This window comes from Tissierella praeacuta (genome assembly GCF_040396155.1).
Taxonomy (GTDB): Bacteria; Bacillota; Clostridia; order Tissierellales; family Tissierellaceae; genus Tissierella; species Tissierella praeacuta_A.
In genome coordinates this window covers 56,009-68,407 of sequence record NZ_JBEBOY010000017.1, presented here as the reverse complement: position 1 = coordinate 68,407, position 12,399 = coordinate 56,009, and the positions used below count along the sequence as shown (strand labels likewise).

Genomic DNA, 12,399 nt, shown 5'->3' with positions numbered 1-12,399 from the left:
ATTCTTTTCTTTTATTTAAAAATTTGTTCTTGACATATTACCAGATTGCTTTAAAAGGTTTCATAGTGCAATATAATTGCACTAATATTAGTTTATTATATTGACAAAAGCAATTTAATTGCATATAATTTATACAATGCAACTTACCTGCATATATAATACTTTAAATTGCACTTTTTGTCAACAAAAACGATACATGAATAACGCTAAAATTCAAACAAAAACTGGTTCATGGGGGGATGAAGATATGAGAAAAACTAAGATGATGAAAAATATTTCAAGGATGTATGAGGGGATGCAGCTTGATGAAGAGCAGGTATTTCGTAAGGCAAAACTACTGCTTACAATTTATCGGGATGTTGTATGGGCATCACTTAAAGAGGTAGATAATGTAAGGGAAGTATGTGAAGCCTATTATAGCAATGATCTAGCTATTGCACTAACTTACTTAAATGAGTTCGCACCTACAGAAAGAAAAGAAGATTTTATGGACAAGTTATCAGGTATCTTTGAAACTAAGTGGATGATAGATTTAATAGATACAGCTATGATAAAGATTTATGATTATCATGATAATGGAAAACTATATCATGAAATCCTATCAAAATCTTACGTCACAGCTTACCCTTTGACAGAAGGTGAAATGCTTGAAGCATTAAGTATGGAGCGATCCAATTTTTATATAAAGAAAAAAGAAGCAATAAAACTATTTGGAATTGCACTTTGGGGATATGCACTTCCAAGATTTGCACAAATATTTGAAGGTAATGGTGAAGAGTTATCAACAGTAAATGATTTTTTCTATTAGCAGACTGACTACGGACTATTTGCATACTAAATACATACCTATTCCATACTGACTTAGGACAAGCAGTACCCTATACTAAGTATTATGGAAGAGTATGGCATAAATTAAAATAGATAAGAAATTCAGCCTCGGCAATTAAATTGTCGGGGCTATATTTATGCCTTCTTCTAAATAATAGGGCAGATAAAAAGCCGAGAATAACGATTTTGTTATTCTCGGCTTTTTTATTGCCCAAAAATAGGGGGGCATTATGAAACGCTGGGAAACTTACATAGCCAAATATCCATAATTTTCTGGTTTTTTCTAAAAAACAAAAAAAATTGGAGGAATAGAAATGGCAAATTTTATGAATGGCTATAGTCTTGAGATAATTAAAGATAGGAATAAGGAAAGATATTTTGTTTCATTTACAGATAGTGAGGGGGATTTTCAAAGAGTAGAGATTAATTTTGATATTTATTGTGCTCTGTTTGAATTAAATAAGATTGATAGGAATCTTACCCGCTCAGATGAAAGGAATCTAGAACATTCAGAGCTTACAGAAGAAACTCTAATTAAGAGATCCTTTGAAAGACCTAAAGGTATAGAAGAAATCATATTAGAAAAAGAAATGAAATCATCATTTTGGAAAGCAATAGGAGATTTACCTAAGGTTCAAAGAAAAAGATTATTGCTTTACTATGATTATGGATTTTCTTTAAAAGAAATTGCAATTATGGAGAACTGCTCTATACGTGCAATCCAGTATAGTATAGAAATTGCAAGAAAGAAATTAAAAGAAAAGATAAAAAAGTTTTAATTTTAGACTTCGTAAAATAAGGCTCAAATGTGGAAACAGGTGAAGGGATATTTTTCTCTTCCCTGTTTTTGATTTTCAGGTTGTACTTTGAAAAATTAATATCCGATTTTATAAATACCTTAGCTGATAAGCCAGAAATGGAAAAGCGACAATGGAAGATGCGCCAAGACCACCTATATAAGCAGATAATATCTGACTATATAAAAGTCGGCCTTCTAAGGTGCAGAGCGGTACCCATCTGCTCCATAAAACAATCCATGGTAGATTGTTCGCCATAACCTTATCAGCCTATAATGATACTTCTGCCCAGCCACAGATATCCCAATGGGGGCAGCCAGCGGAGATCCCGGTGGAGGTGAAATGCCTATGATGCAGCATAACCAGCTGCAGTTTATGAAATCGCCCTATAAGCCTTAGAAGAGGCTTTGTGTGTTGGAGATAGTAGTGTCTAAGTACAACACAATTTAATAAAAATCTTATAATTTTTAATATAAGAAGCAATGGGGATCACTTATTTATAGCAAGAGCTTATATATTTTGTTTTACAAATATGGTGGTCCCTATTTTTGTGATATTAAGAAGATAAAAGATACATAGAATAAAACAAAAATTACATAGAATGGAGGAACTAATATGACAAAGGAGCAATCATCTAGGGAGGTAGAATATAAGATGTCTCTAAAGCTCTTAAATATATTGCTTAATAGAGGGCTTATAACGGAGGATGAATATATAAAAATTGATGAATTGAACCGTCAGACCTTTTCTCCGGAACTTTTTGAAGTATATGTCTAATAACAATAGCTATATATGATTTTCTGTGGTAGTGTATGTTGCTAAGAAGAAGTAAATATCAAAGAAAGGAGGTTGACCATGGCAAAGAAAGTCAGGAAAATAGAGCCTATACACCAGAAAGTAATGTTGGAGCTACAACCCAAAAAAAGAGTATGTGCCTATGCGAGAGTCAGTACAGATTCAATAGAGCAGCAGGATTCCTTTCATTATCAGGTAGATTATTATAAGAACTATATAAGTAATAGAGATGACTGGGAATATGCAGGAATTTATGCTGATGAAGCCATAAGCGGAACTCAGGTTAAAAAAAGGGAAGAATTTTTGCGTATGATGAAAGACTGTGAAGATGGTAAAATCGATATGATTATAACTAAATCTGTAACAAGATTTGCCAGAAATACAGTAGATAGCATAAAGTCAATAAGGAAACTAAAACTACTGGGAATAGGAGTATACTTTGAAAAGGAACATATAAATACCTTATCAGAAAAAAGTGAGCAGATGCTTACAATATTAAGCTCCATTGCACAAACTGAGTCTGAAAATATTTCTGCTAATACAAAGTGGGGATTTAGAAAACAGTTTGAAGATGGATCATTTAAAATAAGCACTCCAGCTTATGGATATATGAATGATGAATATGGACAGCTAATTATTAAAGAAGATGAAGCTAAAATTATAAGAAGAATTTTCGATAAATATATTAGTGGAAAAGGTACTTATACAATTGCGAAAGAATTGAATAAAGATAATATACCGACGATCAGGTCTGCAGAAGAATGGCAGGAAAGTGTAATTAGAGCAATACTACAAAATCCTATTTATGAAGGGGACTTATTATTACAAAAAACATACAGAACTGAGGTGCTTCCTTTTCAACAAAAGGTAAATAAAGGGGAAGTGCCTCAGTATTTTATTGAAAATAATCATGAACCTATTATTACAAGATTAGAAGGACAGACGGTACGTGAAATCTTCGAGTTCAGAAGAGAGAAGATAGGAATAGATGATAGCAGCAAATATCAAAATAGATATGATTTCAGCAGCAAAATTGTCTGCAGCGAATGTGGAGGTACTTTCCGAAGACAAAAAATTCATATAGGAAAGCCAAATGAAAGAGTTCAATGGTGCTGTATTCAGCATATAAGGGATATAGAAAAATGCAGTATGAAAGCCATAAGGGAGGAGAATATAAAAGAAGCCTTTCTGACCATGTGGAATAAACTAGTGACTAATCATATAGATATTCTGTATCCACTGCTGGAATCTTTAAAGAACTTACGAATTAATGAAGAGCAGGAAGGGGAAATAAAAGAATTAAACAGCAAAATAATGGAACTAACAGAGCAGAGTCAAATCCTAAGTAGAGTAGTATCGAAAGGGTATATTGACTCTGCTATTTTTATAGAAAGGCAAAATGCACTAACTGTAGAGCTTAAAGAAATTAAAAAGAGAAGAAACCAGTTATTAGATAACAACGGTTTTGAAAAGGAAATAGAAGGAACTCTACTACTACTTAATATTATCAGATGCAACCCAGATATTATGGAAGACTACGATGAAGACTTATTTTTACAAACAGTAGATAAAATCATCATAGGGAAGGATTCTGAGATTACTTTCAGGCTTATTAACACATTAGAGCTAACAGAGCATACAAGAAAGTGAGGTGAACATGCATGCGAAGGCACATATCAATAGGCTATAAGCTGACAGATGGAAAAATAGTCTTGGACAAGGAAAAAGCAGAAGTGGTAAAGAAGATTTTTGAGGAATATTTAAAAGGATTATCTACCCATAAAATAGCACAAGGGCTTACAGCCGAAGGATTTCCTAATGCAAATAACAATCCTAGCTGGAATCATGGATCTGTAGGAAGCATATTAGAAAACAATAAATACTTAGGGGATGTAATACATCCTCAAATTATAGATAAGAGAACCTTCGAATTAGTACAGAAACGAAGAAAGACAGTAGCAGAAATGCTTGGTAGAAATCCACAATTAAATAGTATAAAGAACCAGGGAATATTTAGCAGTAAATTGAAATGTGGAGAATGTGGAGAGATTTATCGCAAATACATTGAAAATGTTGACAAGGCATCAGAGATTAGAAGTTGGAAATGCAAAAGGCATATTTATCGAAATAAAGTATGCTGTAGAAATTTATTTTCTAACCAGTGAAGAGATAGAAAACATATTTATATCAGCTAAAAATAAAATCCTGTCGAGAATGTGGATGCTAGATAAAGAAAAGAAAAAAGAACCTATAAAAATTACAATGGAAATCAGAAATATAGAAGAACGAATCAAAGAGCTAGAGGATGAAGAACAATTTTCATCTAAGGAACTATCAGAACTAATCTTTAAAAGGGCAAAAGCCTGCTATAGTATCTCTAAAATAGATGATTATGCTTATAATACTGAGAAAATGAGACAAGCACTTGTAGAGAAAGAACAGCTAATGGAACTTGATGAAGATTTATTTTCGACTATAGTAAAACAGATAATTATTAATAAGAATGGAAGAATCATAGTTGAATTTATAAATGGAATTACTATGGAGGTAGATTATGAAAAAATAAGAAAGGATGAATAACAATGTCAGTAGCAATAAAAAAGAAAGTGGCAGTTATTCCTGCACAGAATATTTATAATAGAGGTATCAGACCAGAATTAAAGGTCCTAAGGGTAGCAGCCTACTGCAGGGTAAGTACAAAGCTAGAACGGCAGGAAGGTAGTTATGAGGCTCAGATATCTTATTATACGGAGAAAATAAAGAGTAATCTTAATTGGCAATTGGCAGGAATTTATGCAGATGACGGTATATCAGCAACTAATATGAAGAAAAGAGACGACCTCAATGCCATGATAGATGATTGTATGGCAGGAAAGATAGACATGATAATCACTAAGTCAGTCAGCAGATTTGCAAGGAATACTGTGGATTCCCTAGAAACAATAAGGAAACTAAAAGAAAAAAATATAGCCATACTATTTGAAAAAGAAGGGGTAAATACCTTAGAAGGTTCAGGAGAATTGCTAATTACTATTCTAAGCAGTCAAGCACAAGAAGAAAGCAGAAATATAAGCGAAAATACAAGATGGGGAATAACAAGAAGATTTGAAAATGGAATTATAGCAGTAAACCATAAGAAATTTATGGGATATACCAAGGATAAAAAAAGCGGTGAACTGGTCATAGTACCTGAACAAGCAGAAATAGTAAGAAGGATCTTCAGAATGTATTTAGAAGGCAGCAGTATACTAGGGATTACCAGAGCCTTAGAAACAGATAAAATTAAAACAGTTACAGGAAAAGACACATGGCATCCTGGAGTAATAGAAAAAATGCTGTCTAATGAAAAATATATGGGAGATGCCTTACTGCAAAAGACCTATACTGTGGATTTTCTGACAAAGAAACGAGTAAAAAATGAGGGAATTGTACCTCAGTACTATATCGAAGATAACCATGAGGCAATTATACCAAAGGAAATATTTTATAAAGTACAAGAAGAGAAAACTAGACGGGCAAATCTAAATAAGGCAGCAGTTACAAGAAAGGCAAATAAGCTAAAGAAAGAAAAGAGTAAATATAGCTCCAAATATGCCCTGACAGAAATCTTAGTATGTGCAGAATGTGGACATCCATATAGAAGGCAAGTCTGGTCAAAATATGGACAGAAAAGTGCAGTGTGGAGATGTGAAAATAGATTAAAAAACGGTGCAAAGGCAAGTTGCAAAAACTCACCTACCCTTAAAGAAGAACCACTGCATAATGCAATAATGATAGCCATTAATAATGTAGTAGAAGATAAGGGGGAAGTTTATAGGGGCATTCAGAGAAAATGTCATAAGAGTTATCGGTGACTATTCTACAAAAGGGATTTCTACCGACTTTGATGACAAGATAGAATCCCTTCAAAAAGAAATGTTATCCCTAATTGAAGAGAACGCAAAGCAAGGAGCTGTAGCAGAAGATTTTGATGATGAATACAAGAGGATATCCGAAGAGATAAATGAGTTTAAAAAGGCAAAATTAAGGCTTGTACAGGAAAAGAAAGAGGCAGAGAACTATGGAGAACAGCTAAATGAAATGGAGAGTACATTAAAGACTGTAAGACCAGATGTAAGAGAGTTTGATGAGGATTTGGTAAGAAGGCTAATTCAGTCAATCAAGGTAAATAAGGGTGAGAAACTGGAGATACAGTTTGAATCAGGGATAGTGATGGATCAGATGGTAGACTATTATGACTAGGAACATAGGAGCAGTAACAAGGAACTTGGGGAAGTTACTGCTCGGATAATATCAAAGAACTGTTAAAGGATTGATATTCTTAATCACTTTGAATTTATAAATGAATTAATCATGTAAGTAAAATATAGGATTTAAGAAAGGATGAAATCATGAAAAAGAATAATAATAAAGAAAATAGGACTTTAAAAGCTGCGATGTATATAAGAGTTGGCAGCATAGAGCAATTAAGCCTTGAGGCAGAGAAGAGACATTTTAACCTAAAGGTGGAAAGTTTGCAGAAAGGAGAAGAATCTGATGCAATCAGCAGTTGTGAAAAAGAAAGGGAAATAGTTAGAGATACGGATTTATTATGGATAACCATGAATCAGATAGTGGATTATTATGAATAAGAATATAAGGGGCAGTAGCAAGAATAGAATGTAGTTTACTGCTCTGATAGTAATAATCTGTTAAGACTAAAATCCTTAGATGATGCTGAGGATTTTATTGTTGGCAGATAGTGATGGAGGCTTAGATTATAATTCCGTAAATCAGAAGGTGTCAAAATTTAGAATATTATACACAATTATCTTGTAAAAAAGATCTCTTAGAGATACAATTATTATAACAATGTTGTTTATATGATTGTTCTCATTGGGAGGAATAGAAGTGCTAAATGCAAATGAGTTGTTAGAGATAGCAAAAGATGAGACAAAAAACCTGATTTCTGGAGAAGTTTTCTTACTTCGTGATTTATTTAAAGGTTATGAATGGAATAGAATATCAAGGAGCAATCGTTTATTGCTTGGTACCTTATTCCTCAATTATATTAAGTCAACGGATATAGGGATTACTCCGATTGAAAAGACATCATCAGGACAGCAAAGATATAGGAAGGAAAATTATTAGCTTAAAATATTGATAAATATTTATGGCAACTTGGGAAAGAAAAATTCCCTAGAAGATATTGAATAGTTATTAGAAATAGGGCGCAATTGATATTAAAACAAGAGATAATGTAAAAGAGGTGGATTATGGAAAAGATATATTTAAATAACTTGCTTCATTTTAATCAAGACGATTATGGAAATATTAAAATAAAATTTAACCAATCAAACGGTTATGAAGATCCTATGGAATTATATCAAAGTAATCCAGATATTGTTAATAACCAGTGGCTGTTTTGGAGAAGTAAGCAACGCTATTTTTATGTAGGACAAATATCTATATGTTTTTTAAAATTATCATATGATACATGGCTGCTTACCACAATTAAAAAGGTTACCAAAGAACTAAATATTTATGATGGTATTAATTACGAAGGTGAGGAACTAGAAGAGTATAAATCCTACTTTGGACGAGTTGTTATTAAGTACCGTAAGACTTTTCAGCAACAAGGAAGGTATTATGGTGAAATATGTGATGACTTAGAAGTACAACAAATACTCCCGACTATATTTGATGGAGATGATTTTCCTGGATATGATAAGGTTAGGCTTTCCTATAAACAGCTAGAATCTGTTTTAAATCGTGGTAAGAGAGATTGGATTGCAGCTCTTGAGAATCAAAAAGCAGTATATTTAATTACCGATAAAGAGAATGGAAAGATGTATGTAGGTTCTGCAACAAGTGATTATGGAATGTTACTTCAAAGATGGAGAAGTTATGTAGTCAATGGCCACGGCGGGAATAAAGAATTGGTTGAGCTAGTTAGTGAAAAAGGATATGAGTACATAAAAGCTAATTTTCAATATTCTATCCTTGAGAACTATAACGCAAAGGTTGATGATCGTATTATCTTAGAAAGAGAGTCATGGTGGAAGGAAACTTTGCAGACAAGAAGGTATGGATATAACAGCAATTAAACCAATGGAGGAAGTACAATGACTAATATAGAAAAGAAGGAAAAACTTCAAAGCCTGTTGGCAAAGAATACAGGAAGAGAAGAATTTTATTATACATGTTTGGAAGAAATAGATGATCTTAAAACAAATTACAATGACTATATGACAACAGGTCCAATAGATGTGGAAACAGAGTTAGGACGTTTATCAAGTGCAGATTATGATTTATGTGCAGCGTTTCTAACTATGCTTTTAAGAGAAGACTATTTTAGCAATGGAGCATTTGAAAGAAGATATCGCAATGGTCAAGTCACCGCTATTGTGGAACGTATGATAGAATTATTGTAAAAAAATGAGCCAGCATGTAACGGAGTAAGTTGATAAAAGATAAGAATAGTATTGGGATCAAACCCCTAGTATAATTTTATATAATGATTGAATATACAAGAAGGGAAAGTACATATTGAAGAAAGATGTGTTTAGTAAAAAAATATTAATAATTACAAGCTCAATTGATTGTACAGTAGATTACATTATAAATAAGTATAGAGATTCTGCAGAATTCTACCGATTTGATATTGACATGTTTTCGGAATATGAAATTGTTATTGGAGGAAACAGACAATGGGTTATACGTTGTGATAAATGGGAACTCGAAAAAAAGGATTTATATAGTATCTATTATAGGAAACCAAGAATTCCAAAGCTTGATGAGTATGAATATGATTATCGTAGTATGATAGCAAAAGACATCATATCATTAGTTAATGGTATTGTTGATGACTTTGAAGGTAAGGTACTTACGAAACCTTATATACTTAGAAAAACTGAGAATAAAGTATTTCAATTATTGTATGCAGAAAAAAAGGGTTTGTTAATTCCAAAATCATTTATAGGCAATAGTAATGAAAAGGCTTTGAAGTTTTTTGAAGAAAAATCGATTATTAAACCACTTACTACTGGAAAGTTGGTAAGACATAAGGGGATAGAAATATATCAGACAAATTACTTTACTGAGTTTGATGATAATATTGCTTTAACCCCAATTTATCTACAGGAATATGAAAATAAAAAATATGAAGTAAGGTTAACGTATATTGATGGTTCGTTCTTTACTGTTAGAATCGATTCAGAGGATAAGCTTGATTGGAGAAAAGATTATAGTGGTTTGAAATATTCGATTATTGAATGTCCAAAGGCCATAGCCAATCTTTGTATAAGATTACTGAAAAGTTTTGAGCTAGCTTATGGTGCATTTGATTTTATAGTAAACGAAAATGATGAATGGATTTTTCTAGAGGTAAATCCTAATGGCCAGTGGCAATGGTTAGAACAGAAACTAGAATTACCAATTTCAGAAAAAATAGTTGAATATTTAGTCAAGTGAAGAAGAGGGTGATTATTATAAATATTATTTTCCTAAATATTGCTTTATGGGTTTGGTCTCATTTTCCACTATTATGTTTAAGTGATGATGATAATTTTGCTACTCTAGAATATAAAAACTTAAAATCAAAAAATGCTAAATTAAGAATTAGTTTATTGAACATTATGCTTGGAGATTATATTCTGTATATAGTCACTTTTGATATAAAGAAGAGAAAGCTAGAGTTAATTCATATTCTATGTTTGGAGAATATTGATGGGATATTGCTGACGGATGAAAAGATAGATGGCATACAAGATAGATATAGAGTTCATATACAGGATTTATCGGAAAGTGAGTTAGAGATAGAGAAAGAGGCATTATGTTATCGTATACAGAATGAAGAACAACGCATAAATACTAGTATTGATAAACTGAATATATACGCTACAATAATATTAACGGTATTGCCTTTAGTTTTAGCGATATTAGATCTAAAGAAAGTTTTAACATTATCATTTCCACTATTAGTAGGTGTAATTTTAATTATTTATTCCCTATTTAATATTTGCATATATCTTTTTAGAACGATAAAGGTTCGGGGCATTATGAAGAGTAGCTTTAGTGATTTACGTTCTAGCAAAGAAAAGGATAAAGAGATAATTTTGCAATACCAATATGACTGGCAACAATTAAAATACAAAGCACAGCTATTTGTTAGTTTTGTTCTAAATTTACAGGAATGGGTAGTATTAATTTTGATTTTATCTTTATTTGTTTCTTTTGGAATTTCATTTGAGTATATTAATAATGAAATTCCAGTGGATAATGCAAAATATAATTTGGTTACCACTGTAAATAAAGATAAGATAGATGAACCATATAGTGTTAGTGCGATTGAATGGGGAAAGCTAATTTTAAATATTGAACAGAAACAACTTGGACAAGTTATTTTTATATTAAGCGATGATGAAGACATATCTTTTATTGATAAATTAGAGAAGTATAGTGAATTGGATATTAGAATTGTGAGAGATAAAACAATAGAAAAAGGTCAGATAAAAATAATAGAGGGGGAATAACATGATTAAACATATTTTAAGTAAATATTCAGAGAAGGATATAGATATTAGAAAAAAAGCTGTTAAAGACACACCAGGAAAGACTACATACGAAACAAGTACAATTGAAATAAGTGATCCAGATGAATTCTTTGATATGGGGAGTACCCTAGAGACTAGAACCAAAGAAAATTCAGATCCAGACGAATTTGTATTGGGACCAACAATACTTACAGAGAATGTTGAGGTTTCTGATCCAGACGAATTTGAGGCTGCTGGACCTACTAAGAGTACTTTTACAAAAGAAGATAGTGATCCAGATGAATTTTCGGTTGATGATGCAGGGATATGTTCTAATGGAGATTTCGATGAATTTTTATTAATTTAAAATAAGGGCAAATAAAGTAAGATAAGGTTGAATGCATTTTGTAAGTACTGAGAAGATAAAAAAATGAGCACAAGTAACGGAGGTAGAAATGTCAATTGAACAGTATCAGAGAAGTGTAAATTCTCTGGATAAAGATTTAGAAACATTAGAAAAAAAGAAAGCAGATATCGATAAGAAATGTTCAGATTTACAATCAAAGATTACTTCAGCAAAAAAGAGTATAACATCCAGAACTTCTGCCTCCATGATATCAAGTAAGATGAGACAGGTTAATGGATGGCAGTCGGACTATTCAAAAAAATCATCTGAAAGTGCTAATCTTGGGAGAAAGATTTCGGATAAGCGTCAAAAACGCAATGATGCTTACCTGAAACTTCAAAAGGCACAGCAAAATGAACAGAAAAAGCAGGATAAAGAGATGAAGCGTATAAAGATGTCCTACGAAGGTAGAATCAATGAGTTAAGTAGGCAAGCAATACCACAGATGATTGTTCAGGCGCCTCCTACTCTAATAACTTCTAATGATCCTGAGGAATATGAATTATTTGTTTCCCATGCATGGGAAGATAAGGAATCTTTTGCAGACGAATTTGTTCAGGAGCTACGTGACTTAGGTGTGAAAGTCTGGTATGATACAAGTCAAATTAAGTGGGGAGATTCCATGAGAGTTAAAATTGATGACGGCTTAAAAAAATCAAAATTTGGTGTTGTAGTTTTGTCTCCTGACTACATAAGAGAAGGAAAATACTGGACAAAAACTGAGTTGGACGGCTTGTTCCAATTAGAAAGCGTTAATGGTAAAACATTACTTCCGGTTTGGCACAACTTGACCAAGAAAGATGTTATGGCTTATAGCCCCATTATTGCGAGCAAATTAGCAATGACTACAGCAAGTATGACTCCTCAAGAAATTGCAAAAGAATTAGTTACGCTGTTACCTGTAAGTGAACAAGAAGAAGCATGAGGATTTATGCTAATAATAAGATTTTCAGCTCCTTGCATTCGAAGAATTTTATGCAGCATATCATTTATAAAGTATATAGTAATATTGTAAACAATGAGTGTTATGCAGTAGTATGTATCCTAGACTAAGATAATA

General features: G+C 32.3%; 15 protein-coding genes. All 15 read left to right on the top strand.

The features are described 5' to 3' along the window. Positions 1-247: 247 nt before the first annotated feature. The 15 genes from ABWP20_RS10145 (at position 248) to ABWP20_RS10075 (ending at position 12,264) form a co-directional block, all read left to right on the top strand. Positions 248-808: a hypothetical protein gene (locus ABWP20_RS10145; protein ID WP_353095685.1), complete on the top strand. Its 561-nt coding sequence runs from the start codon at positions 248-250 to the stop codon at positions 806-808. Between the two features lie 334 nt (positions 809-1,142). After that, entirely contained in the window at positions 1,143-1,607 is a 465-nt protein-coding gene (locus ABWP20_RS10140) for a sigma factor-like helix-turn-helix DNA-binding protein (protein ID WP_353095684.1), read from the top strand. 633 nt (positions 1,608-2,240) lie between these two features. Beyond that, a complete protein-coding gene (locus ABWP20_RS10135; protein ID WP_353095683.1) occupies positions 2,241-2,402 on the top strand; it encodes an SHOCT domain-containing protein in 162 nt (53 codons plus the stop codon). A gap of 78 nt (positions 2,403-2,480) precedes the next feature. Further along, positions 2,481-4,070, top strand: coding sequence for a recombinase family protein (locus ABWP20_RS10130; protein ID WP_353095682.1), 1,590 nt, complete (start codon positions 2,481-2,483; stop codon positions 4,068-4,070). A gap of 11 nt (positions 4,071-4,081) precedes the next feature. Next, positions 4,082-4,585, top strand: a complete 504-nt coding sequence (locus ABWP20_RS10125) for a recombinase family protein (protein ID WP_353095681.1) — start codon at positions 4,082-4,084, stop codon at positions 4,583-4,585. A 417-nt stretch (positions 4,586-5,002) separates the two neighbouring features. Next, positions 5,003-6,274 carry a recombinase family protein gene (locus tag ABWP20_RS10120; protein WP_353095680.1) on the top strand — a complete coding sequence of 424 codons (1,272 nt, stop codon included), beginning with the start codon at positions 5,003-5,005 and terminating at the stop codon, positions 6,272-6,274. A 61-nt stretch (positions 6,275-6,335) separates the two neighbouring features. Next, positions 6,336-6,662 (top strand): hypothetical protein, encoded by a 327-nt coding sequence (locus tag ABWP20_RS10115; protein ID WP_353095679.1) that lies wholly within the window; start codon positions 6,336-6,338, stop codon positions 6,660-6,662. A 149-nt stretch (positions 6,663-6,811) separates the two neighbouring features. Beyond that, positions 6,812-7,051 carry a hypothetical protein gene (locus ABWP20_RS10110; RefSeq protein WP_353095678.1) on the top strand — a complete coding sequence of 80 codons (240 nt, stop codon included), beginning with the start codon at positions 6,812-6,814 and terminating at the stop codon, positions 7,049-7,051. Positions 7,052-7,310: 259 nt separating this feature from the next. Further along, positions 7,311-7,550, top strand: a complete 240-nt coding sequence (locus ABWP20_RS10105) for a single-stranded DNA-binding protein (RefSeq protein ID WP_313755979.1) — start codon at positions 7,311-7,313, stop codon at positions 7,548-7,550. Positions 7,551-7,675: 125 nt separating this feature from the next. Next, a complete protein-coding gene (locus ABWP20_RS10100) occupies positions 7,676-8,506 on the top strand; it encodes a GIY-YIG nuclease family protein (protein WP_353095677.1) in 831 nt (276 codons plus the stop codon). Between the two features lie 18 nt (positions 8,507-8,524). Next, a complete protein-coding gene (locus tag ABWP20_RS10095; RefSeq protein WP_353095676.1) occupies positions 8,525-8,833 on the top strand; it encodes a DUF6508 domain-containing protein in 309 nt (102 codons plus the stop codon). 115 nt (positions 8,834-8,948) lie between these two features. Then, positions 8,949-9,872, top strand: coding sequence for an MvdC/MvdD family ATP grasp protein (locus tag ABWP20_RS10090; RefSeq protein WP_353095675.1), 924 nt, complete (start codon positions 8,949-8,951; stop codon positions 9,870-9,872). A gap of 8 nt (positions 9,873-9,880) precedes the next feature. Further along, positions 9,881-10,933, top strand: a complete 1,053-nt coding sequence (locus ABWP20_RS10085; RefSeq protein WP_353095674.1) for a hypothetical protein — start codon at positions 9,881-9,883, stop codon at positions 10,931-10,933. 1 nt (position 10,934) lies between these two features. After that, the gene (locus ABWP20_RS10080; protein ID WP_313755974.1) at positions 10,935-11,300 is read left to right on the top strand and encodes a hypothetical protein; all 366 of its coding nucleotides are present in this window, start codon (positions 10,935-10,937) and stop codon (positions 11,298-11,300) included. A gap of 88 nt (positions 11,301-11,388) precedes the next feature. Further along, positions 11,389-12,264: a toll/interleukin-1 receptor domain-containing protein gene (locus ABWP20_RS10075; protein WP_353095673.1), complete on the top strand. Its 876-nt coding sequence runs from the start codon at positions 11,389-11,391 to the stop codon at positions 12,262-12,264. Positions 12,265-12,399: the final 135 nt, after the last annotated feature.